Source organism: Burkholderia sp. AU4i (genome assembly GCF_000466765.1).
In the GTDB taxonomy this organism is placed as follows: Bacteria; Pseudomonadota; Gammaproteobacteria; order Burkholderiales; family Burkholderiaceae; genus Burkholderia; species Burkholderia cepacia.
Genome location: NZ_ASSI01000046.1, coordinates 1 through 24,518 on the forward strand (window position 1 = coordinate 1; position 24,518 = coordinate 24,518).

At 58.3% G+C, this 24,518-nt stretch carries 18 protein-coding genes and 2 pseudogenes; 14 read left to right on the forward strand and 6 right to left on the reverse strand.

What is annotated here, in order from left to right; translation table 11 throughout:
- The coding region (locus tag L810_RS47025) for a CGNR zinc finger domain-containing protein (RefSeq protein ID WP_042973995.1) at window positions 1-354 on the forward strand (354 nt) is incomplete at its 5' end.
- A gap of 54 nt (window positions 355-408) precedes the next feature.
- Here L810_RS47025 and L810_RS10310 read toward each other — a convergent pair.
- Window positions 409-1,461 (reverse strand): DUF3592 domain-containing protein, encoded by a 1,053-nt coding sequence (locus L810_RS10310; RefSeq protein WP_042973997.1) that lies wholly within the window; start codon window positions 1,459-1,461, stop codon window positions 409-411.
- 438 nt (window positions 1,462-1,899) lie between these two features.
- On the opposite strand from L810_RS10310, the gene L810_RS44980 reads away from it, so the two are divergent.
- Complete coding sequence (locus L810_RS44980) at window positions 1,900-2,424, forward strand: tyrosine-type recombinase/integrase (RefSeq protein WP_230945807.1); 525 nt, start codon at window positions 1,900-1,902, stop codon at window positions 2,422-2,424.
- Between the two features lie 672 nt (window positions 2,425-3,096).
- Here the strand turns inward: L810_RS44980 and L810_RS44290 are convergent.
- Window positions 3,097-4,626: a TIR domain-containing protein gene (locus L810_RS44290; RefSeq protein ID WP_021158340.1), complete on the reverse strand. Its 1,530-nt coding sequence runs from the start codon at window positions 4,624-4,626 to the stop codon at window positions 3,097-3,099.
- A 1,415-nt stretch (window positions 4,627-6,041) separates the two neighbouring features.
- A pseudogene (locus tag L810_RS44985) lies at window positions 6,042-6,916 on the reverse strand (transposase); the annotation flags it as partial.
- A 511-nt stretch (window positions 6,917-7,427) separates the two neighbouring features.
- Between L810_RS44985 and L810_RS49610 the strand changes: the two are divergent.
- Window positions 7,428-7,757: pseudogene (locus L810_RS49610) on the forward strand (TonB-dependent receptor plug domain-containing protein); the annotation flags it as partial.
- A gap of 483 nt (window positions 7,758-8,240) precedes the next feature.
- On the opposite strand, the gene L810_RS44990 reads toward L810_RS49610, so the two are convergent.
- The 3 genes from L810_RS44990 to L810_RS10335 all read right to left on the reverse strand — a co-directional run bounded on the left by L810_RS44990 (window position 8,241) and on the right by L810_RS10335 (window position 11,138).
- On the reverse strand, window positions 8,241-8,759 hold the full coding sequence (locus tag L810_RS44990) for a cyclophilin-like fold protein (RefSeq protein WP_012431146.1): 519 nt from the start codon (window positions 8,757-8,759) through the stop codon (window positions 8,241-8,243).
- A gap of 7 nt (window positions 8,760-8,766) precedes the next feature.
- Window positions 8,767-9,897, reverse strand: coding sequence for an MFS transporter (locus L810_RS10330; protein WP_021158343.1), 1,131 nt, complete (start codon window positions 9,895-9,897; stop codon window positions 8,767-8,769).
- An 89-nt stretch (window positions 9,898-9,986) separates the two neighbouring features.
- Entirely contained in the window at window positions 9,987-11,138 is a 1,152-nt protein-coding gene (locus L810_RS10335) for an alpha/beta hydrolase (RefSeq protein WP_081712824.1), read from the reverse strand.
- A gap of 142 nt (window positions 11,139-11,280) precedes the next feature.
- On the opposite strand from L810_RS10335, the gene L810_RS10340 reads away from it, so the two are divergent.
- The 11 genes from L810_RS10340 (at window position 11,281) to L810_RS10390 (ending at window position 24,354) form a co-directional block, all read left to right on the forward strand.
- Entirely contained in the window at window positions 11,281-12,192 is a 912-nt protein-coding gene (locus L810_RS10340; RefSeq protein ID WP_012431149.1) for a LysR family transcriptional regulator, read from the forward strand.
- A 746-nt stretch (window positions 12,193-12,938) separates the two neighbouring features.
- Window positions 12,939-14,396 (forward strand): amidase, encoded by a 1,458-nt coding sequence (locus L810_RS10345; RefSeq protein ID WP_202945176.1) that lies wholly within the window; start codon window positions 12,939-12,941, stop codon window positions 14,394-14,396.
- Between the two features lie 185 nt (window positions 14,397-14,581).
- The gene (locus L810_RS10350; protein WP_012431151.1) at window positions 14,582-15,340 is read left to right on the forward strand and encodes a DeoR/GlpR family DNA-binding transcription regulator; all 759 of its coding nucleotides are present in this window, start codon (window positions 14,582-14,584) and stop codon (window positions 15,338-15,340) included.
- On the forward strand, window positions 15,318-16,610 hold the full coding sequence (locus L810_RS10355; protein ID WP_012431152.1) for a Zn-dependent hydrolase: 1,293 nt from the start codon (window positions 15,318-15,320) through the stop codon (window positions 16,608-16,610). The genes L810_RS10350 and L810_RS10355 overlap by 23 nt, the downstream gene beginning before the upstream one ends.
- A 10-nt stretch (window positions 16,611-16,620) precedes the next feature.
- Window positions 16,621-17,571 carry an aminoglycoside phosphotransferase family protein gene (locus L810_RS10360; protein WP_012431153.1) on the forward strand — a complete coding sequence of 317 codons (951 nt, stop codon included), beginning with the start codon at window positions 16,621-16,623 and terminating at the stop codon, window positions 17,569-17,571.
- 5 nt (window positions 17,572-17,576) lie between these two features.
- Window positions 17,577-18,518 carry a choline kinase family protein gene (locus L810_RS10365; protein WP_012431154.1) on the forward strand — a complete coding sequence of 314 codons (942 nt, stop codon included), beginning with the start codon at window positions 17,577-17,579 and terminating at the stop codon, window positions 18,516-18,518.
- A 157-nt stretch (window positions 18,519-18,675) separates the two neighbouring features.
- Window positions 18,676-18,933: a hypothetical protein gene (locus L810_RS10370; RefSeq protein WP_012431155.1), complete on the forward strand. Its 258-nt coding sequence runs from the start codon at window positions 18,676-18,678 to the stop codon at window positions 18,931-18,933.
- Window positions 18,930-20,456, forward strand: a complete 1,527-nt coding sequence (locus L810_RS10375; RefSeq protein WP_012431156.1) for a sodium:solute symporter family protein — start codon at window positions 18,930-18,932, stop codon at window positions 20,454-20,456. The genes L810_RS10370 and L810_RS10375 overlap by 4 nt, the downstream gene beginning before the upstream one ends.
- A gap of 184 nt (window positions 20,457-20,640) precedes the next feature.
- Window positions 20,641-22,017, forward strand: a complete 1,377-nt coding sequence (locus tag L810_RS10380; protein WP_012431157.1) for an aspartate aminotransferase family protein — start codon at window positions 20,641-20,643, stop codon at window positions 22,015-22,017.
- Window positions 22,018-22,612: 595 nt separating this feature from the next.
- Window positions 22,613-23,755, forward strand: coding sequence for a transporter substrate-binding domain-containing protein (locus L810_RS10385; RefSeq protein ID WP_012431158.1), 1,143 nt, complete (start codon window positions 22,613-22,615; stop codon window positions 23,753-23,755).
- Window positions 23,752-24,354, forward strand: a complete 603-nt coding sequence (locus L810_RS10390) for an ANTAR domain-containing response regulator (RefSeq protein ID WP_012431159.1) — start codon at window positions 23,752-23,754, stop codon at window positions 24,352-24,354. Before L810_RS10385 ends, L810_RS10390 begins: the two co-directional genes overlap by 4 nt.
- Window positions 24,355-24,518 lie beyond the last annotated feature (164 nt).

Here is a 24,518-nt window from a genome sequence, read left to right on the forward strand (position 1 = left end):
GAGGAGGCTTACAGCGCGATCGCGCACCTGACGGCCGGCGGCGGCGGCACTGCCGGCGCGCGCGCGGCGGGCCGGCTCGCCGTTGCGATCCGCGAGGCGATCGGGCGCAGCGCGTTCGATGCGGTCGACGGCCGGTTCGCGTGGCGGCCCGACGCGCGCGTCGCGTCGCGCTGGGTCGACGCGGCCGCACTCGGGTTCGAGCATCTGCTGCGCGGCGACGATTTTGCGCGCGTGCGCCAGTGCGGCCGTTGCACGTGGTTCTTCGTCGATCGCGGGCGCGGCGTCGGGCGGCGCTGGTGCGACATGCGCACCTGCGGGAACCGCGCGAAAGTGGAGGCGTTCAGGGAGCGGTGACGCGCGCGCCGAGCCGGTCGTCGTGCCGCGCGGTGCACGGGCGGCACGCGAACGTCATGGCGCGGTTTCGTGCGGCGGATGTTCCGGCCACAGCGTCGCGGCGATGAACAGCCCGGCCGCGAGGAACGGTGCGCCGATCGCGAACAGGATGGCCGTGAGGCCCCAGTGATCCCAGAAGCGGTCGACCACCGCGCGCTCGGGTGTGACGGGGTCGTACAGCACGTTGACCGCTTCGCCTTCGTGCAGGCCCGGATGCGACGACGCCGAACCCTGCGCGAACCTGATCTGGCGTCCGCTGTCGGTCGTGAACGCGACGATCGCCGAATACAGCGACGTGCGCGCGCGGGGCGAGTGCGCGTTTTTCGCGATCTCGACGACATGGCCGGTGGAACGCGCATAGTGGTGGATGACCTGCCACTGGCGCAGGCCGGCCGCACCGGCGCCGGCGATGAAGCCCGTGCCGATCGCGATCGGAATCAGCACGATCGCGATATCCCAGCGGCTGCGCACGTGCTTGCGGGCGCGGCGGACCGGCGGCGGGGCGGACGACCGGCGGCGGCGCTCGCCGGCGATCAGCAGGCCGCCGATCGCGAACGATGCGATGGCGAGCAGCGCCGGCACGATCGCCGGAAACCAGCGTTGCGCGAAATCGTCGATCAGCGCGGGGCGTTCGGGGTGGCCGGGGTCGAGCCATACCTCGACGTTCTCGCCGATGTCGTAGGCGGGGACGGTCGATGCGGTATTGCCGGCGACTTCGCGACGCTGGCCGTCGTTCGCGAGGTACGCGACGATCGGCCGGTACGCGCGCATCGCGTCGCTGTCCTGCACGATGCGCACGACCGTGCCCGGTGCACGGACCAGCTGGCCGGTCGCCTGCCCGGCCGTCACGGCGAGCATGCCGGCCAGTACGAGCAGCACGACGCCGAGCGCCATCGCGACGAGTGCGTCCCTACCCGGCATGACCGGATCCGGTTCGTCGTGCTTCGCACCGCGGATTCCGGCTTGATCGGGGGGATGGCGTGACCCGCCGAACCGGCCGATACCGGCGCAACCAGGCCCTCTGAATGGTCGCGTCCCGTTCACATGCTTCCATGTCTGACGTCCCATGCTCTCTCAGTGCCGGCGGGCGAACGACAGTGCCTGCGCCGGTCGTGTGATATTTGTCGGACGATTCTAGCGGAAACGATGCGGAAGATGGGTGCGCTCGCGTACCGCGAGAGGCGCGCAACGCGAAGCGACGCGGCGTGAATGAAAAACGGCAGGAAAGCGGCAGGTGTAAACGGAAAAGGCCGGTCAGCTTGCGCTGACCGGCCTTTGAAATTCCTGGTGGGGCGTGAGTGACTCGAACACTCGACCTACGGATTAAGAGAACGTAAGGCTAAAATAAGGGGCAGATTAAAGTAAGGAGATATAGGGGCCGGAGGTTCGCGCCTTGGCAGGCGGTGGAAGTCCTGATGAAAACGGCGGCACGGTTTCCCGATCGACATACAGCCGTTTTGCGGGTTGGCTTGATGTGCTCATTGCTTGTTCGAACGCCGAAATTGGGTGCCCCCGACCGGCGAAAGACCGGACAAAACGGGTATCTCGAACGCGTTCGATGAAGGAAATGCAGGGGAAGTCCGCCGTGGCCGATGCGACTATTTGCATTTACGGGAGGTACTTCGCGTAGGGCAGGTCAGATCCGGCGTCATTCAGTTTGCACGAACCAAATCTGGCAAGGCTCGTGCTGTTCCAATCGTTCGCGAACTAACCGAGCAGATCGCCGCACATCATACGGCGCACGGCGTTGGCGAACGCATATTCGCGAGCGCCTTTGCCGCGTTTCGATCAGCGATCGATCGCGCGAACATTGTGCTTCCTGACGGCCAGTTGACGCACGTCTTACGGCACACGTTCGCATCGCACTTCATGATTCGCGGGGGCAACATCTTGACGCTTCAACGCATCCTCGGACATCAAAGTTTGATGATGACGATGCGCTACGCACACCTCGCTCCTGACCATCTCGAAGAGGCTAGGCGCCTTAATCCACTAGTGCGTACTTCGCAAATGCAGGGCGAGTTGACGTAATGTGCAGATTGCCTAAATAAAATTCAATTCAATATGGGTAATAGAACTGTGGGCGATGGCTGATTTCTGAATGTGGCATGGGAAGGTATGGTGTTAATATAATATAAGAGTCGTGTGCCGGTTGGGATGAGGTTTGGGGTGAATTGGTTTTCTCTGGGTTGTGTATGAATAACCCTTTTGAAATAAAGACGACGAGTAGGATTAGAATCAGACCGTAAAATGGCATGGCCGACTTTGTTGTCATTGTGCAAATTACGGATTTTACATTTGATTGGAATGGGCTAGTCTCCATGTCAAATGATGTTGTTTGGCTGCTCGCTGCGATAGCTTTATATAGCTCCCGATATAATTTTTCCTGTCTTAGGTAGTATGCGTCAAGCCACCAAAATAACAGAATAGGAAAAAAGGCTATATATGCGCTGAATTTTGAGTCGGATGTGAGTGCGGTCATGGCGGCGACAAGAGCAATTGTCCAGCCTTTTATCAGAAATACATTCCCGCTCATTCTGTTAATTGTTCCTTGGATGAAACCAAGGTGGGCAATTTTAGACTCTAATTCCATTTTAATTTTATGATTTAAGTGATTAATTTTATGAGTGACATTGACGTGCTACCCGGAAACAAGGGGTATAAGTTGTCTCCGGGTGCCTTGTGCTGTCAACTATGTTCGCATCAGTTGGTAATCTTTGCGGCGATGAGGTCGGCACAGTAAGAGATGTCGTGATCTTTTAGAAACACTTTCCCGAGTGTTTTTGATAGGCCAACCATCGGAACGTCATCGATTACGATTGGAAGTATGTAGGTATCCGTCCGCTTATCGCTAGCGCTTTTTCCAATCTCGAATTCGAAGCGTGTCCAATCCTTTTCGGGATAATTGGCTGAAATGAATATCACCATATAAAGTGCATCATTTGAATATATGTCGGCCAGCTTCTTTTGGAGATCCATGCCCCACAGTTGAGCTTGGTAGTTAAAGTCATAAAAAGGAAAAATTCCCTTTTCCTCCAATTCTTTTACAAACTGTAGTACAAGTGATCGATCTTCACCTGCGAACGAAACAGCGACATCCCACGGATAATCGGCATTCCGAATGTGAATTTTTCGACGCACCTCGTCAAGATCTAAGAGGTTTAGATAGAAACGAAAAGTTGGATCTTCGATTGATATCGACTTGCCCTTCTGATACATGATCACGTCATCAAGTTTTGAATCTCTGATGACGTCGCCAAGATAGTTGAGGCAGTTGTAATAAGACGTAGATTTTTGATTCTTCTTTTTTGGGTCGGTAATGGGTGAAACTATTGCTCGATAGAGGTGTTCGGTCGGAATATCCGAGCGCTCGTCCTTTGCTATAGCGGTAACTATATCAAAGTAGGTATTGTGAACCGATTTGGCCTGGTTCTTGCCCTTTGAAAGAGAGACGATCTTATCGAGGTACTTGTGCTCAAAAATTCGGAGAACCTCTTTCTTGATATTCGCTAGAGATTCATCGATTTCGCGTTCGGCATCTTGAGTGCGCTCAACATCATTTTTAATGCAAGCTGTTCGGCATATCGCTTGCACAACCGAAGGAATCCCTTTTGAACCGGCAACCGTCTCGGACACGAAGCGCTCGGAGAATTTAAGGTGTAGGTGATGTGCGCCAAGATTCATGAGCTTACGCACAAACTCCTCATTCTGAGTCCTCAAATCGAACACATCGTTACGTATGCCAAGCTCGGAATCATTTCCGGCGAGCTCGCTTGCACTCGACGCGATGCCGATCAAAACGAAGCGGACATGCTTTTCGTGCCAAAGTTTGAGATCTAAAGATAATCCTTCCTTCACTGATCCAGAAAGATGATGAAAATCGTCAAGTATTACAAGTCGCTGAGAAGCAAGATATGGAGTTATAGCATCATACGTTGGCTCGACGCCAAGCATGGCACCAAACATTTCCAAGTAGTGCGTGTGGTGCTTGAACTCGCGACCATTGACTAAAAATATTTCGGTGTGTCGGATGTCGAGATCTTTTAAGATTTTATTGACAACCGTTGTTTTTCCAGAGCCTGATGCGCCAGAGATGGTTACGTGTTTTCCCTTGGCGCGGATTGCAGATTTTATAAATTTATAGTTTTCTGGATCAACGTATGTATATTCAGGAAAGGCTGCTTCGTTGAAGACGGCTTCAAGCTCTAGAATCGGGCGAGGTACGGTGTCCATGGATTAGCTTATTTTTCGCGTGTGGAATCGAGCGAGCTAACGAGACGATCGAAGCTGAAAAATGCAACCTTTACATTCTCCGAGTATCGCGCGCGCGGGTAGTGACAGAAATCTAGCACATTGTCGTGATGACGATTGCTGAATATGAGCTGGATCTCGTGTCTTTCGAATTTCTTTCAAAGCCAACGTCTGCGTGAGGTGTCCCGCCCTATTGCCGAGCAACCTGTTTGAACGTCACAGTCCAATCTCCCTGGCTGGTGTCAACGGTGTCTTGTGGTAATTGACGGCCGGCCGCTTACCGGTTGGGTTGGCAATGCATGAGATTGCCACGCTAGTGGCCGACCATCGGCACAACGGCGGCTTTCCGAAAACATCCGCGAAACCCGAATCGTGGACATGCCAGTCCATGCCTGCTGCGTGCTGCTGATTTGGCAGGAGTTGGTTCGTTTTGGGTGGATTTTGTTAGCAGAAGAAGGTGCGCAGGAAGCAAAAGCATCCGCGAAACCCGGAAGACACCTGATAAGCGACTTGCGTCTAGCCATCAAGCATCCGCGAAACCCGACGAACGGCCCGATACCATCGTCAGTAGATGCAGTCCGGTTTTCAAGGTAAATCGCGGGCGCTACGCATCACGGCCCTCGAACTGACGTAACACTAGCTCGAGGCGGTCACCCAAACGGTACTGGACTGGCTGACTGCCTTGGGGGGTGGGGCGACGACGTTTGATACGTTCCATGCGTATTGGATGAATCGCGTCGCGCACGCAGGCGAGCGCCGCGCGATCATCCAAGCGTTGCAGATGCGCGCATGTATTTCGATCTCGCGGCCGACTGTCGTTGTTTCGGAGAAAAGAAGGAGATACGCGGCGTGGGGTGAGCGCAGAATCCTCAACGCGCCTGCCGGGCTAGGCTCTGGTCGAGTCTAAGGCTTGATGAGATTGTCAGCGAGGGAGAAGCGGATGAGCCGTTGACACTTCGTTGACAGTCGGAAAAAGAAAAGGGCTTAGCATCGCTGCTAAGCCCTTGAAATTCCTGGTGGGGCGTGAGTGACTCGAACACTCGACCTACGGATTAAGAGTCCCCTTCGACGCGTCACTTCACATAACTTTGTCTTAAAAATCAACTACTTGAAAATTGTCATCTCACAAGAAAGCGCGGTTACGTCACTACGCCGTTGAACCTTTGTTGAACCCGTTTTGCTGCCGGCCATGGATAATCCACCTGCGGTTTGCCGGCCGGATTGCCGTTGCCGGCTAAGCTAGGGCAATTGAGAGTTTTTGGCCCTGTCCATCGTGTGGTGAATTATCTTGATCTCTTGCAGCGATATGCAGTCGGCAACGATCTACGCCGACATATAGGTCAGCTAGCTGAGCTAACGTCAAGAGTGGTGTATGAGCCGCATCATTACGGTCGATTTCAAGCGGCGAGTTTCTGCTGGACTGGTCGATCGTCTTGCACCGGTTCGCCGTCCTCGAAGGGGGGCCTTCCAGCAATTGCTTGATCGTTTCCGGTCCGTTGATGCGGCGCCAAGTTTTCTCCGCCTCCTCAATCAGGTTGAATGCAAGACCAAGAAAGGTAGGCCGCGACACGCAGTTACGCATACGCGTCGTTCGATGACGTACCTTCGCGGATGTCGACTCGATCGCGTTGGTCGTCCGCAAATGCTGCCAGTCCTCAGCGGGGAGGTCGTAGAACGCCAACAGGCTCTCGCGATCCATTTTCAGCGTCTCGGTTGCCTTCGGATATTTCGCTGAATGGATCGACACGAAAGGGGCGAAAGCGGCGTACGCGTCGGCTCGTGTGGCAGCCATCCAGATCGTCTACATGTCCGCCTTTGCGCGTGCCCAGAAGCCCATTGCACTATCGCCGACGGCCAGTCGTGGACCCGCTTGCAAGCCCCGCGCTTCAGATCAAGCAGCGGCTCAAGCCATGATGCCTTTGTTTCCCGATACCCGTCACCGATTGCCCCGCGCTCTTTACGCCAATCCCCTCACGCCGATGATCACTAGCATGAATTGGTCATCGGAGTTCTCGCTGCGCAGCCCGGGGTGTATACCGTCGACCCGCCAATAGACGTAGTACGACTTCGACAGATCACGCCGGCTCCACGTGGCATGCTCCTCGGCCCTACGCCTTCAGCCGACTCACGACACTCCCCGACAAGCCCTTCGCGTCAGCAGCACACGCAGCGCTTCGCCCATATTGCCCGCCGAGCGGCCCTTAAGACACAGACACAGCCACGGCAGCGCCGCGCTAACACGGGGCGATTTCCTGACGTACGGCGGGACGATCTATGAATTGAACACGAGAGCTAACAAGCCCGACATCAGGATATATCGTTCGATAATGGCAATAGCTCCGATCAATAGCGGGCTAGAGTGCCAGGCCACCATAGGCGGTGGGATAGGGCTGACCGTTTTTGCTCGACGCGACCGTTCGGCGCCAACCCTCCCGGATACAACACCTTTGCGACGAAAGTTGTTTACACGATTGTAAAGGAAACATTACACTTCGCTTCTAAAAGTAAATGAGGATGCTTCTCATTTACTGGATTAAGACGATCCATTTCGCATCCGTGTGCCCCATGCAACGTGGGGATCATCCATCTTCAAGACCGCCACCATGCCCGCTCTGTTCAACACGCGGACGCGCCTGCTCGCGTCCGTCGGCGCCCTCTATTGCGCAAGTTTTCTCTCCCCCTCGCAAGCGTTCGCGCAGGCCGCGCCTGTGCAGGAGTCGGGCGATTCCTCGCCGCAAACATTGCCTGCCGTAACCGTGAATGCGACTGCGGTCCAATCGGATATGCAGGTTAAGGCGCTACCGTCTTATAAATTCACCGCGCCGTTGCTGGACACGCCACGTTCGATCACGGTCATCCCCGAAGAACTGATCAGGCAAACCAACGCAACAACCTTCGCGGACGCGCTCAAGACCGTTCCTGGTATCACCTTTCTGGGCGGCGATGCGGCGGCGAACCCGTCGGCAGATCGACCGGTGATCCGCGGCTTCGAATCGCGCAATTCGATCTTTGTGGATGGCATTCGGGACTCCGGCGTCCAGAATCGCGAGACCTTCGACATCGAGAACATCACGGTCATCAAGGGCCCGGATTCGGTTTATGCCGGCCGCGGCGCGGTGGGCGGTTCGATCGACATCGAAACCAAGATGCCGAAGAACGAGAACTTCATCACGGGCAGTGCCGGCATCGGTACTGACGCATATAAGCGCCTGACGCTCGACGTCAACCAGAAGTTCGCAGGCGATAACGCATTTCGTTTCAATGCGATGGGCTTCGATGCGAATCAGGCGGGGCGCAACAACGTCTACAGCAAGCGGTGGGGCGTCGCGCCGTCCGTCGCGTTCGGCCTGAACAGCCCGACGACGGTCACGCTCAGCTACTACGATGATTCTATGCCGACGCGGCGGCGCTCGATCGGCGCGCGTCGACCCATTGGCGAGCTTCGATCACCACAACTCTGTGGCCGCGTCAAAGCGGAGAAGCTGTCATTCGCTGACGTTCTGGGAATCCGCGGCGTCACCGCTCTTTCATCACGAACGCGGGGCGAGTTCCGCAAGCCAGCCTTGAGGCTGCTGGGGGGAATTGGCAGAGCCCGATTAGTCCCTGGAAAACGTAACTCGTACATTGCGGTCGCCGAGCGTTTGGGCAAGGCTAGTGGGATCGTCCACGCGACCAATGCGGGTGTACGAATAGGACGAGTCGAAGGTCTGATAAAAAACGACCAGGGTCCTTGACCCGTACAGCATCAGGTCGCCGTTACGAATCGTCCCTGGGCGGCTGGCGTTTATCGGCAACGATTTGGATACCTCGCCATGCTTCTCGTTGCCATTGAGTTCCGCCATATCCAGCGTCAGGGGTAGCAGCCCTGCGAGCGCGCGGGCGGCGGCGTTGTCAGCCAGCGTAATGGCGAAACGATGTTCGCCGATTGTCATCCACATACGTGATTCCTCCGGTTTCAGGGACGCCGCACTGGCATCCGCAGCAGTAACGGCGAGTGAGCCCGAAACCGACTGCTGGCCGGCTTCGCCGCTGCTGCTAAAAATGAATAACCCGAGCACCAGGCTCAGTCCACGCAGGCTCCACCCCTTTCGATTTCGTCGATGTTCGATCTTCATTGCATACTCAAGCGGTGTGGGACGTCAGCGAGCGTGAGGTCAGGAAGGTCAGGAAGGCCGCGAGCAGCAGCACGACGGCACTTGCCACGAAGGTACTCCGGTAGCCGCTGGTGTCGAACAGCAGACCGCCCACCGTCGAACCCAGGGCGATGGACAACTGGATTACGGCCACCATCAGCCCGCCGCCCGCTTCGGCGCTCTGCGGCATGGCTTCGGCGATCCAGCTCCACCAGCCGACGGGTGCTGCTGTCGCTATCAGACCCCACACGCCAAGCAACGCCCCAACGTCCGCGATCGAAGCTCCGAGGGGGATCAATGCCAGGGCGATCAGCGCCATCAGAACCGGAATGACGATCAGGGTCCTGTACAGACCGAGCTTGAGGACCGCCCCGATGAGCGCGGTGCCGATGAAGCCTGCCACCCCGATCACGAGCAGGATGAGCGACAGCGTGGACACGCCGACATGCGTCACCGTTTCAAGGAACGGCCGCACGTAGGTGAACAAGGCGAACTGCCCCATGAAGAAAGCGCCACAGGCGGCCATGCCGAGCGCGACGGAGCGGCTCCTGAGCAACCTGAACACGTTGGGGGAGCCGGCTGCGCGGGCCTCGGGCTGCATCGAAGGCAGGCTGACCCATTGCCAGACCAGCGTGACCGCCGCCACCGGCGCCAGACAGAAGAAGGCACCGCGCCAGCCCATGACCAAGCCCAGATAGCTGCCCAGCGGCGCGGCAATCACCGTGGCCAGCGCGTTGCCACCGTTGAAGATCGCCAGCGCGCGCGGCACCTGATGGGCTGGCACCAGCCGCATGGCCGTCGCGGCCGACATGGACCAGAAACCGCCGATGACCACGCCGATGAGCGCACGGCCTGCCATATACGCCGGATAGTTCGATGCCAGCGCGATCACGGCACCGGAGACGGCCATCAGTGCCGTCAATCCCAGCAGCAGGGTCTTCCGGTTCAGGCTGCCGGCCAGCGCGGAGATTGACAGGCTGGTCAGTACAGCGAACGCCCCGGAGATCGCAATGCCCTGCCCGGCCATTCCCTCGGTGACATGGAGGTCGTTCGCCATGGACGTCAGCAGGCTGACAGGCATGAACTCGGAAGCGATCAGCGCGAACACGCACAGCGACATCGCGAATACGCCGCTCCAACAGCCGGCCCGTTCGCTCGTCGTATCCGCGGAGAAGTTGCCTTGATCTCGGGCCTCACAGGGTCGTGCCGTCATGAAGTTACCGTCTGCGCCAGATGCCTGCTGAAGAAGGACGTGAGCTTGTCCCAGGGAATGAGGTCCACGCGGTCGTAGAGATCGACATGGCCGGCGCCCGCCACCCAGACCAGTTCCTTCGGCTCGGCGGCGCGCCGGTAGGCGTCCTCGCTGAACTCCCTGGAATGCGCCTGGTCACCGCTGATGAACAGCAGCGGGCGCGGCGAGATCGCCTCGATGTCGTTGAACGGGTAGAAGTTCATGAACTTCACGTTGCTGGTCAGCGTCGGACGCGTGGTGGTCTGCGGCGACACGCCCTTCGGCGTGAACTCGCCGCGCGGAGTGCGGTAGAAGTCGTAGAACTCGCGCTGCACGGGATCGGTATGGGCGTCCAGTTTCAGCACCGTCCCACCGGTGTACCGTGTCGTTCCGCCGGTGAACTCCACATACCGCTGCTGCGCTGCCTCCGCGATGATCTGCTTGCGCTGCTCGAGCGTCAGCGAGTGGTTCAGGGCGTCACGGTTGGCCGCCCCCATGTCGTACATGCTGACTGTTGCAATGGCTTTCATGCGCGGGTCGATCTTCGCCGCGCTGATGACGAAGCTGCCGCTGCCACAGATACCGAGAACGCCAATGCGCTCGCGATCCACGAACGGTTGCGTACCGAGGTAGTCCACCGCCGCGCTGAATGCCTCGGCATAGATGTCCGGTGCGACGGCGTTGCGCGGCTGGCCCTCGCTCTCTCCCCAGAACGACTGGTCGATCGCCAGGGTGACGAAGCCCTGTTCGGCCAGCTTTTGCGCGTACAGGTTCGAGCTTTGCTCCTTCACCGCGCCCATCGGATGGCCGACGATGATCGCGGGATGCCTGACGTTCCGGTCGAACCCGTTTGGAACAAACAGATTGCCTGCGACCTGCATCCTGTACTGGTTGTCGAAGGAGACTGTCTGCAAGGTCACCTTGTCGCTCCGGTAAAAATTGTCTGCGCCATTGGACATATCGGGGCTCGCTTTCGTATTTGCAGCAAAGGCGATGTTGCCAGTGATAGACAGAACGCTCAGTGCGGTGAGGGTGGTTCCAGCCACTTTCAGAAAGCCGCGTCGATCCGTTACCTGGCTGCGCGTGGGATCTGCAGCTTCTTTTTCCGCACAGTTGAATGGCTTGCTCATGTTCGGGGCGTTCACTTTCAGATAGATGCCGCATTGGCGGTCATATGCTGAATCTTCCTTCAGGACGGTGCGCCCGACTAGCTAATGAATTCTTAAAGAGGATATAAGATCGGCTAATTAATCACCTCTGAGGATGGCCCTCATGGTCAGACGTAACCTCAACGATCTCCTGTATTTCGTGACAGTGGCGCGGGAAGGCAGCTTCACGCGTGCCGCTGCTTTGCTGGGCGTGACCCAGTCGGCACTCAGTCAGGCCATCGCCGGCCTGGAGGCAAGGCTTGAGATCCGGCTGCTGACGCGAACCACCCGCAGTGTGTCGGCCACGGCTGCGGGCGAACGTCTGTTGAAGGCCATCGGCCATCGCTTCGAGGAAATCGAAGCCGAACTGGATGAGCTGACGCAGATGCGGAACAAGCCAGCCGGCACGGTGCGGATTACCTGCGGTGAGCATGTCCTGCGGACAACGTTGCTGCCCAAGCTCAAGCCGCTATTGCGCGACTATCCCGATATCAATGTCGAGTTCGATGTCAACTACGGGTTCAGGGACATCGTGGCCGATCGCTTCGACGCGGGTGTGCGCCTGGGGGACACCATCGACAAGGACATGATTGCGGTGCCCATCGGGCCGCCGGTGCGCATGGCTGTTGTGGCGTCGCCGGCATACTTCGCTGCCCGCCCGGTTCCCAAAACGCCGCGTGACCTGTTGAGCCACAATTGCATCAACCAGCGCATGCAGACGGCAGGTGGGTTGTACGTCTGGGATTTCGAGCGCCGGGGCAAGAGGCAGAATGTGCGGGTCAACGGACAGCTCATCTTTAACACGTCGCCCGGCATGGTGGACGCCGCGTTGGCGGGATTGGGCATCGCCTTCCTCCCCGAGGATGAATTCGCGCCGCACATCAAGGAAGGCCGTCTGGTGCGCGTCCTGAACGAGTGGTGCGCTTCCTTTCCCGGCTATTACCTGTATTACCCAAGCCGGCGTCAGCCTTCTCCGGCGTTTTCGCTGGTTGCCAACGCGCTGCGTGTGACGGGTACCACGGCTCCCGGACAATGACGAATCCATGAGCATCGGGTCAGCAGATAGCCGAATCAGGCGTCGGTCGTCAATTCTTCAGTTGATGTGGAGAAAAAAGGGCTCCAATGCGCGCACCGGAGCCCTCAAAACACACATCGCGGCGCGGGAAATGCCTGCCGCTCAATAACTTTATTGGGTTGCTCCAGGTGAGGCAATGATCGACGCAGTTGCCCTGGCAACTGTTGGTTGCCACTCGGGTGCACGTCGTAAGGAGTCCCCAGCTGATTATCGAATGATGAATGGCTTACGACGCAGCTCGTGCGCTATTTTGAGGCTCTTTCATCGTTTTCATACTCAGCCCTGCGGTACGGATCCCGGATCCCAGACTTTACCCGCGCTTTCGAAGGCCACGCCCGTCATAGCAACGCCGGTCGTTCGTGGACGACAGCTACACAATTCCGCTCCCTCTTGATCTTGAGCGCCATAAGCCTGCCCACGAACAGTTTCGGCCGCGCGTCAGGTCGCTGCGTCCATGATGGAGGGCCGCCTCCCGGACACAGCTTCAGAACCCCTCCTGGGGACAAATCTCTCCGGTAACTCGCGCGGACTGGTTGGCTCATGCCACTGGCCGTCGATCGACGTCAAGAGCGACCAGGGTGAGATCTGCGGCTGTACGTCGAATCTATGCACCAAACCAAAACCAACAAAACCAACAATCACAACATTCCCAACAAATTTTTCTTGACGCGGATTTTTGGCTTGCCTGTAATGGAATCGCCCTATCAATGCTGATGACGACGCCCCATTCCGCCATGAATCCGCAAGTAAACAAGAACTTAATGCCGACCGTCGCCGACGCGGCCGCATCGATACGATGCGGCGAACTGACGCCGGTTGAGCTCGTTCAGCGCTGTCTGGATTCGATCAAAACCCACAATCCAACATTGCATGCGTTCGGTGACGTCTATGCGGAAGAGGCGCTTCGCTACGCGGAAACCCTCACGCGCGAGGCTAAAGAGAACCGGACGCGTGGAGGCCTGCACGGCGTCCCGTTCGCAATCAAGGACCTGTTTGCCACCGCAGGGCTGCGCACTACGCGAGGCTCGTTGACCGCTATGAACTGGGTACCGCAGGAAGATGCTCCCGTTATCAGGCGGCTCAAGGAAGCGGGGGCAATCCTGCTCGGAAAAGCTGCGACGACCGAGTTTGGCTGGAGTGGGGCGAGCTATTCGCGGGTTTTTGGTAATGGCTGCAATCCGTGGGATGCGCGCCTCACAAGTGGGGGGTCGAGTTCCGGTTCGGCTATCTCGGTTGCTGCGCGCATGGTCCCTGCATCACTCGGCTCGGACGGAGGGGGATCGGTCAGAATCCCCAGCGCGTTTTGTGGCGTATTCGCGATGAAGGGGTCCCACGGTCGCATCCCAACGTGGCCCTGGTCGGCGACAGAAATGCTGAGCCACGCGGGTCCCATCACCCGGACCGTACGTGACAGCGCGCTGCTTTTTGACGTTCTTGCCGGGCCCGATTCGCGTGATCACCAGGCGTTGCCTGCAGCGACCGGATCGTATCTCGCACGCTGCGAAGAGCCGTTGAAGCGGGTACGCGTCGCGTTCTGTCCAACGCTATTTGGTGTCGATGTTGATCCGGAAATATCGCGTGTCGTCGGCGCAGCTGTTGAGCGAATTGCACGTGCGCTCCCGATCGACCTGGAAATGCCGGTGCTCGGCTGGCATGATCCGCTCCCCACGTTCGAAACGCTTTGGGTCGCCGGGCGCGGTATCGTGTATGGCCAGACCTTGAAAAACTGTGCGGACCAGCTCGACCCCGGGTTCGCCAGGCTGATAGGCCGGGCATCAGATTACAGTCTCGAGGACTATCTCACTGCAATCCAGCGGCGAGCGACGTTCGCCTGCCAGGTTCATGCGCTGTTCGACACGTACGATTTCCTGCTGACGCCAACGCTGCCAATCCTTCCGTTCGACGCGGATCTCATCGCTCCGCCTGAACTCGATACGCATGACAGTGCGTTGCCCTGGGCGTGTTGGACGCCCTTCACGTACCCGTTCAATCTATCCGGTAATCCGGCCGCGAGCCTGCCGTGCGGCTGGAGCGACACGGGTTTGCCAGTTGGATTGCAGGTCGTGGGTCCGCGTTTCGCAGACGCAGATGTGCTGCAGTTCTGCTCCGCCATCGAAGCAATCATGCCATGGGCGCATCGGCTACCCCCGATGCTCGGCGTCTGAGGCCCACCATGCTACGTTGCCAACGCTTCGTGGTTCACGATCGATCAGTGAGATGGGTCACTTCGGCGCCCGACGCCCGTGATGTGACGGTCGCGCATCGCGCACATCGTGATGGGCGTACCTCACGCAGGGCACGACGGTCTCGCTACACTGCTAGGACTCTAGTCACCGGGATCGACCACTTCATGCTCACTCAGCCACGTATTCAGGAAATCCTGCGCTTGCTGGACGCGCAGCAGCGCGTGAAAGCATCTGATCTGGCAGCACTTTTACTGGTTTCCGAAGAAACCATTCGACGGGATTTCAAATATCTTGAGTCGATCGGCAAACTCCGCCGGATTCACGGCGGCGCGATTGCGCCAAGGAGCAGCGAGGAGCAGCCGCTGCAGGTGCGCAGCCGACTTCAGACAAAGGCGAAGACCCAGATCGCCACGTGTGCGGCAGGATTTGTCCAGGAGGGTATGGCAATTTTTCTTGATACCGGCACGACGACATTTGCGATGGCGCAGGCGTTGACGAGATTCAGCCGGTTACGGATTGTCACGAACTCACTGGATATCGCACAACTCGTCGCGCAGCAAAGCGACAACCATGTGGTCGTCACGCCTGGTGATGTTCGCCGTAACGACAATGCGCTGATTGGTCCTCATACGCTCGAATTTTCCCGGCAGTTCCACTACGACATCGCGTTCATGGGAATCGGCGGCATCGACCTGGAACTCGGTTTCATGGATTACGAGGAACCCGAGGCAGTGTTGAGGCGGACGCTCGCCAGGCATTGCGTACGAAGCGTGATTCTCGCCGACTACGGCAAGTTTGGCCATCGCACGTTCATCAACACCCTGCCATTCAGCGCAGTCACGACTCTTGTCACGAATCTCCCGCCACCAGGAGACTATCGTCAACGTATGGAACAGGAACATGTCGACATACTCTATCCCTAGCTCTCCAATCGCAGTCAACTTGCCTGATGCCGATGCAATAAGTGAGTTCGATGCGCTGTTTCGAGCCACCTCGGCGATCGGCGTAACCAGCGCGGGAGGTCTGCATCGACTTGCCGCATCTGAGGAAGATGGCCGTGTACGCGACCTGCTGCGCGACTGGTTAGTCCGCCATGGCTTCCATGTGCAAGTCGATCGCGTCGGCAACCTGTTCGGTCTCGTCACGTTCGACCCGTCAGCGCCCTACGTGCTGTGCGGCTCGCATCTTGATAGTCAGCCGAGTGCGGGACGTTTCGACGGGGTCTACGGCGTGCTTGCCGGTGCAGTCGCAATTGCCGGCATTGCAAGACGGCTACGGGAACGTGGCGTTCGCCCTCCATGCAATCTCGCTGTCGTCGACTGGACAAACGAAGAAGGCGCCCGCTTCCAGCCCAGCCTGACGGGCAGCAGCGTATTCACTGGCGCGTTATCGGTTGACGACGCGCTCGCCTGTACCGATGCACAGGGCATCACGTTGTGCCAGGCGCTCGAGCGCATCGGCTACCTCGGCGAAGAGATGCTCGACATCCCGGTCGCCGCATACGTGGAAACGCATGTCGAGCAGGGCGAAAGACTCGAGCGGGAGCAGATCTCAATCGGCGTAGTGAGGGAAACCTGGGCGGCCCTAAAGCTGCGCGTGCGCTTTGACGGCGAACAAAGCCACACGGGTCCTACGCCGATGGACCAGCGGCGGGACGCGCTACGGGCCGCTGCACGCGCGATTTCGGCCGTGTACTCGGAAGTCGGGAAGCACGGCGACCAGATGCATGGTTCGGTGGGACGTCTCGACGTTTATCCAAATTCGCCAAACGTGGTGCCATCGAAGGCGACGCTCTACGTCGAATTCCGCTCCCTGTCCACAGATAGACTCGAGGACGTCGGCAAACGCTTTGCCCAGATACTCGACGACATCGCTGCGCAGACCGGCACGCATGTCGAAGTGGAGAGCCGTCAGCTACGCGCGCCGGTTGCGCTCGATAGCAGGTTGGCACAGTGCGCACACGACGTTTGCAGATCGCTCGGGCTGCGGTCCGTCGACAGCGTGACGGTCGCCGGGCACGACGCGATCAGTCTAAGTCGAACGGTTCCCTCCTGTCTGCTCTTCATACCGAGCCATCGCGGCATCGCTCATAACGAAGCTGAGTTCACGGAAGAGGCAGATCTGCACAATGGCCTGCGCGCGCTAAGTGCGCTGTTGGAAACGCTCTGCGTGACAACGCAGAACAGTCGGTGAGGGTTGGGAAATGAAAACCTCCTCCGAACAGGCACGCCTGATCGAGGCACTCGCCGATACGGACCTGACTGCGCTCGAGTATAGCTGCAGCGGACTTGGCGGTGTCGCGTCGCCGATGCGCCTCCGGACCGAATGGGCGGGATTTCTCGTTCAAACAGGCGACGGCGAGAAACGATACGCGAAAGTGCTGTACGACGATATGCGTCCGCTGATCGATGTGGAGCAGACCGTACTCGCCAGCCGGGCGGCAGCGTTGACCGGTGTCACGCCAGCTCTCTATCTGGCCGATGTCGAGCGCGGTGTGTTGCTATTCGATGCGCTCCCGGACGATGCGTGGCGGTGGGCACGGGTCGACGATCTCACTGCGCCTGACCGACTCGAGCGTTTGTGGGATCTCAAGCGCAAGGTTCATTGCGGACCGGATCCCGGATTTCACCGCTCGTTTGTGGCCGATATTGCCCGCCTGCGCGCACTGTGTGATCGCGACGCCGTCGTTCTGCCGTCAGGTCATGAATGGCTCGACGAGTGCGTCGAAATGGCATCGAGCGCGCTCGAAAGTGGACGCGACACCACCCCTGTCCCGCTACACGGTGACGGTGCAGCTTCAAACGTGATGGTTGGCCCTGACGATACGCTGGCCCTGGTCGACTTTGATCGAGGTGGAACGGGCGATGCCTGGTACGACGTCGCTGTCGTTCTGAATGAGCTTTACCAGTTTGAACCGCAATGGCGTGACGGAATCAGGTTTTGGAGTGGTCAGTGTGAAGAAGCCGACTACGCACGCTGCCGTCTCTATGCGTTTGTTGACGACTGGTACTGGACGTTGTGGGGACTATGGCTTGGCACGACGTCCTCGCGCCGCCTTGAGTTCACCAAGCTTTCTCAATGGACACTACAGCGCTGTCGGCAGACGATTCGGGACCCGCGTTTCGAGGGCTGGCTACGAGCATTCAAAGGATAGGTGAAATGAAAACTCCCGGAGATGCACAGACAACTGATGAATTCAACATCGAGTCCGTCATTCGCCGCGTGCCGGATTGGGCGGAGCGGGCGATCCGCTATTCGCCTGTCAGCGGTGGAATTTCCAACTCGAACTGGCGCGTGGAGGTTGCGAACGGACACGAGAAAACCACGTATTTCCTTAAGGTCCCTGGCATCGGGACGGAAATGTTCATCGATCGCCGCACCGCGCATGAGGCAAGTGTGCGCGCCGCTGAATGTGGTTACGGTGCTCCGGTCTTCTCATTTATGGAAGACTGCGGCGTCGAAATTTTCGAGTTCATGGAGGGATGGCACTCGTCTTCGAATCTCGACTTTCTGAATGGCACGGTACGGCACAACGCGTTACGGGCGCTGAAGGCGTTTAACGACCAGCCATTGCTAACGCAGACGAAAACCGTATTCAACATGATCGACGAGCATGAGGACCAGCGCGGCACACTACGCGCGGCGTGTCCGCTCGATCACGAATGGTTGTGCCGGCAATACGCACGCGCACGGCGGGCGCTCGAGGCATCCGGCGTCGATCTCGCGCCATGCATGAACGATACGCTCGCGGGCAACTTCATGCTCGATGCAGCACATCGAGTCATGCTCGTCGATTTCGAATACGCGTCGAATAACGACCGGTACTACGAGCTTGCGATGTGGTTCGGCGAGATGTTCTTCGATGAGCAGGTGGAGCTGGAACTGATCGAGGAATATTTTGGGCGCGTTGGACCCAGGGAAATTGCACGTGTACAGCTCTACAAAGCGCTGGCTGACCTTAAATGGTCGGCATGGGCGATGGTGCAGCGTTCAGTCTCCAGAATCGATTTTGATTTCTATAAGTACGGGATATGGAAGTACATGCGAGCTCGCACTGTCATGCAGGATATCAGATGGGAAAGCTGGCTAAGGCAGGTATGAGCTTCTCCTGCTGTTCGACGATGGTCAGATCGGCAGGCTGGTAGGTAACAGGATTTGAGGGTAGCAGGACGAAGTCATCACCGGCTAATTACAACTACTGTACTTAGTATTCCTGAATTTATGTGAAGAAAACCTTAACTTTAAGGAGCATCTGAAAGTGAATACGCCAATGCTGTCACCACCGCGGCGCCTGATCCGAGTCGTGTTTGGTATTTATTTCTTCCTGCTACTGCTGATGGCACTGTTTCCGCCGCTCTATCTCAGTGTCAGCGGTAGCACGCTTCTGGTGCTCGGTATACCGCTACCGATTTTTTACTGGATGGTCAATGTGGTTCTGGTCTTACTCGGCGTCTGGGTGCTGTACCTGGTTGAAGGGAAGGTCGGAGATTGCGTGAAAGAAGGAGAGCTGGCATGAACGCGTCGAATGGAGCCGTATTCATAACGTTTGGCACGATTGCCATTTTTCTCGTCGTGATGATCGCGATACTGTATGCGACCAACCGGAGGAGCACGAGTTTCGCGGACTACGCGGTCGGCGGACGTTCCTACGGTCCGTGGTACGTTGCAATGAGTTATACAAATTCCTGGTGGCCGGGGTCAACGTTCACTGCATTCTTTGCCTTGTCCGTCGGCGGCGTGCTCGGCTTCTATGGAATGGTGTACGCCACGCTCGGGGTTACGGTGATGTACCTCATGGCGAATCGCGCATGGTCGTGGGGGTCGCAGTACAACCTGACGACGCAACCAGATTTGCTCGGAATGCGCTACAACAGCCCGGTCGTCAAGCGGATTGCGTCGATCATCGGAATTATCTCCGTGTTTCCGTGGGTCGTGATGGGCATCCAGGCGCTCGGGACGTTGTTCCAGTTCGCCAGCTTCAGCCAGTGGTCCGTTACGACCTGTCTGATCGTGGGCGTTGCCGTTGTTCTCATCCGTCAATACTGGACGGTCAGCATGGGCATGCGCGGGCTCATCATGACCGATATGTTTCAAGGCATCGTCGCGTATGTGGTATGCGCGGTAGTCTGCATATTGCTGTTGATGGGCAACCACGCGCCCTTTTCGAACCTCTCCCAGCTTCCGGCCAGGATGCTCCTGATCCCGGGGGACGCTCGCACGGCATATGGTCCCTGGTACATGTTTAGCCTGATCTTCACAGGCGTGATCGGGTCGATGTGCTGGCCGATGAGCTTCCAGCGGATTTACACGGCGAGCGGTGTACGCGCAGTCAAGAAGGGCACGCTGTTGACGATGTTGCTGGTTGGCGGGTTCTATTGCATCCTGATGCTGTTTGCCGCGACGGCGAGCCACGATCCCAAGGTTGCAGCACATCCGCAGGACGGCTGGTTCGTCGCTCTCGCGGATATCGGCGGCCCGTGGCTGCTTGCGCTCGCAACCGTCATCGTACTCGCAGCCAGTATCGGACACGTGGACGGTTGCGTGCAGGTGTGCGGCACACAATTCGCAAATGACATTGCGACCTGGAATACTCCGCGCTCCGACCGGCAGCTCATGGTGCTGTCGAAGGCCGGAATGGTCGTATTCATTGTTGCTGCTGCCGTGATCGCGTACCTGACATTCGATTACAGTCGACTGCAATTGCTTGCGCAGATCTCGTATCAAGGGATTATCCAGCTGGCAGTGCCGCTTTTCTTCGGGATCTTTTCGAAGCGCGGAAACAAGCAGGGGGCGATTGCCGGCATGCTGGTCGGCATTGCGATCGCAATCGTACTGACGACCATTTATCCGGACGATATTCGGGCACTCGGCTCGCTGACAAGCGGGATCGTCGGGCTCGCCGCGAACTTTATCGTCTTCGTGATTTTTGCGCTCGCGATCAAACAGTCGCCAGAGGAAATTGCCCGGGTGGACCGCTTGTTCTCGAGACAGGTCACGACCGGCGCAAAGGGTCCTGCCTGCGCGCCTGCGCTGCACTGACCCACACCGGCAGTTCCGAATCCACTTCCGCTCGTCGCCGTTCGACAGATCGCCGGCGGAATGGAGCAACTTTTTCTGAATACTCAAGCGGGTCTGACAGGCGGACTCTCGTTCCCGTTCGTCTATCGAGCGCGTGAAACGTCATCCTGATCTCAGACCGCTTTTAAATGTGGAGCAATTAGTCATGGGTACCCGGTCAACCATTATGGACACGAATAGTTTCCGTCCTGAGAACGCGGCAACACTGGATGAATACACCCGCCAACTTACGCAGAAGCGGGAGCAACTGCTGGGGGGTTCCTATCGGTTGTTCTACAGAAAGCCCGTTCATCTCGTACGCGGCCAGCTGCAATATCTTTGGGACGTTCACGGCGATAAGTATCTGGACATGTATAACAACGTCGCCAGCATCGGTCATTGTCACCCGGCCGTCATAGCGTCGGTGCATGAGCAGATGAAGCAGCTGAATACGCATACCCGTTATCTGCACGAGCGAATCCTCGCCTACACGGAGGAACTGCTGACCACGATGCCCTCCGAAATCAGCAGGGCCATGTACATGTGTACGGGCTCAGAGGCAAACGACCTGGCGATGCGGGTTGCACGTGCCTATAGCGGCGGCACGGGAATCATTGTCAGCCGCGAGGCCTACCATGGCACCAGCTACCTGACCTCGGGCGCCTCGCCTGCGTTGGGCAGCGGCCAGCCGATTGACCCGACAACCCGCCTCATCCCAGCGCCGGACCGCTATCGCGTCGACACGCCCGATCTGGGCCTGTGGTTCGCGGCAGAGATGCAAAAGCAGATCGACGACATGGCTGCCCAGGGTATCAGGTTCGCCGGATTTATGGCGGATTCCATCTTTTCGTCGGATGGCGTTTTGCCAGGCCCTGCAGGTTACCTTCAGCCAGCGATTGACGTGGTACATCGCAACGGTGGTATTTTCATCGCGGACGAGGTTCAGCCCGGTTTCGCACGGACAGGCGACGCCTTCTGGGGCTTCGCACGCCATGGCGTCGTTCCCGACGTGGTGACGATGGGCAAGCCAATGGGAAACGGTATCCCCGTGTCCGCCCTGTTCGCGCGGGCGGAGGTGCTTGCCGCCTTTAGTGATGAGATTCCGTATTTCAACACTTTTGGTGGCAATCCGGTTTCCATGGCCGCGGCCCAGGCTGTGCTCAACGTCATTCGCGAGGAACGGCTTCAAGAGCACAGTCAACAGGTCGGCGCACGTCTGCTCGGCGAGTTTTCCCGTCTGGCCGAGCGCCACGAGTGCGTAGGGGACGTGAGGGGGGCGGGGTTGTTTATCGGTTTCGAACTGGTTACGGACCGGGAGAGTAAAACGCCGGACAAGGCTCGTGCGCTTGACGTCATCGAGAACCTGCGTGATCAACGCGTGCTTACCTCCGTGGCGGGCCCGCATGGAAATGTGCTCAAACTTCGGCCGCCGCTGGCCTTTCAGGCTCAGGATATCGACTGGGTTGTGAGCGCACTGGATCAGGCGCTCGTTGCTACGGAACGTAATGCATCATCCCGCGCGGTCAGGAGTCAGCTCAACTAACCCTGGCAGAGGCGGCTTCCTCGCAGTTGCCGGGTACGGCGATGCCGGAGCGGAGATTACTGCTTTGGCCCGATTGGGCAACGCCGGAAGGGTACCAAGCAAAGTTGCAGGCCGTAGGGGGCCGTCCGTGCCTCGATCACGGCTTGTATCCGGTGCGTGACTCAGGGCGCCGCATAATGGCTGCCGCGATTACGTGGCAGACCATCATCGAGCCCGTAAGCGACAGCGGATTTTTTGACGAATAGATCTGACGGTGGCATCGGCGCAGCGATAATTCTTGCCTGAGCTTCGCGGATTGCCTCCTGCCGGGGCAAGGTATCCTCGCGCAGTCGTTTCATCGAAGGCACAAGTGTCGTGAAGCCGATACTGCGAAGACAGCTCCTGCCGCCGTCCGACCTCAATGCTTCGGAGGACCACACGCACTATTGAGCAACGTCACGCTACTTCTGGCCGTCAGCAGTGCTGACGCGTGAGCCGGGGTCCAACCGACAGAGTTCCCAATTGCCGGGCCGCATGCTTTATTTTCGCCTATTTTTTTCCGCTACTCTTATCCGGAATCAGGTTATGAGAGAGTGTCGCGGCAGGCGGGCTGGTTATGAAAGACGAGTGGCGGATAGGCATCCTGTTTTCCCGTTCCGGCGTGGCCGAAGAGACCGAGTCGGAGTATTTTCGCGGCACTGTGCTTGCCATAGAGGAAATCAACGCGGCGGGTGGCGTGCTCGGTCGCCCTATCGTACCCGTGTGCTACGACCCAAGGTCCGATTCCGCCGAGTATCGGCGCTATGCCGACAAACTGCTGGTCGACGACGGCGTCAGCGTGATCTTCGGGTGTTTGTTATCGGCCAGTCGCAAAGCGATACTGGGAAGCCTGGAGCGCCGCAACGGGCTGCTCTGGTACCCGGCCAACTACGAAGGGTTCGAGTATTCGCCGAACGTCATCTACACCGGGGCTGCGCCGAATCAAAGCACGATGCAACTGGCGGGCTACATCATTTCGCATGTCGGGAAGGACATCACGCTCGTCGGGTCGGATTACGTCTTTCCGCGCGAGACCAACCGGCTATTGCGCTGTTTGATCGAAAGCGCCGGCGGCCGCATCGTCGACGAGACCTACGTGCCGATCGTTCCGGACGAGATCGTCCTGCGCCGCGTGGTCGACGGCATCAAGCGCGATCGGCCGGCGGCTGTCGTGTCGACCATCATCGGCTGCGGTACGCGCCCCTTCTATCGATTCTACCGGGACGCTGGCCTCGATCCGCGGGAGCTGCCGGTGGGAAGTCTTTCGCTGGCGGAAAACCAGGTCAGCAAAATCGGTCCGGAATATTGCTCGGGCCACATTACTTCCGCCACGTATTTTGCGAGCGTCGATACGTCCAGCAGTCGGCGATTTCAGGAAGGTTTTGCACGGCGCTTCGGCCGCGACTCGATGCCGAGCTACAACTCGGAAAGTGCCTACAACCAGATCTACCTGTTTTCGGCGGCCCTGGAGCGCGCGGGAGTGGATGATCCGCAAAAGCTCGCGGCGGCCGCCGCTGGTGTGGAATTCGATGCGCCGCAGGGACGTGTCATCGTCGATGCCGACAACAACCATACCTGGCTCAATTCTCGGATCGGCATTCTGAACGACAGGGGGCAGTTCGACCTCGTCTGGGAAGCGCTCCATCCAGTCAAACCCGATCCCTATCTGATCAGTCATTCATTCGACTACGGTGCGCAACACGCGAGGATGCCCGATTGAGCAACGAAGACATCATCCATCACCTGCGCAATATTCGCGTGCTGGTAGTTCATCCGCCCGACACGGACGGCAGGGACCTCACACATCAACTGAAGCGCATCGGATGTCAGGTCGAAGCGATCTGGCCGCCCGTGGCGGTGCTGCCGCCGGCCGAAGCGCTGTTCTTTTTGATCGGCGATCCGCCTGACATTTCCTGGCTGGCATCGGAGACCGAAGGGGCGCGCGTCGCGGTGCTCGATTCGGAAAATCCAACCCTGCTCAAGGCATTGCTCGACAGCAATACGCACGGCGTGCTGGTACGTCCGTTGCGCGCGGTCGGCATCCTGTCCGCGCTGGTGCTCGCGCTTTCCTTGCGCGCCTATGAGCAGCGCCTGATCGGCAAGGCGTCGAAGATCGAGGAAACGCTCAAGGCCCGACGCGAAATCGAGAAGGCCACTCGCATCATCATGAGCGTGCGCAACATGAGCGAGGCCGACGCTTATCAGTTCATTCGCAAGCAGGCGTCTGGCAAGCGGGTGTCTACCAGCGTGATCGCCAATTCGATCATCAGCGCGCAGGAAATGCTCGACGGACTCGATTTGCAGAAAGGTGAGTCCTGACGCATTCGTGCGCCGAAGTGTCGTTTGTCGGGTAATTTTTTTCAGGCTTGACGCTCAATTTTGTTCCGTGACTAATACGGGCAAGGCGTCTTCCACGTCCCGCGGCAGCGTTGCCGCTACCACGGCTACGAAAGCTCCCAGATTCCGTTACTCCACGGACTGGG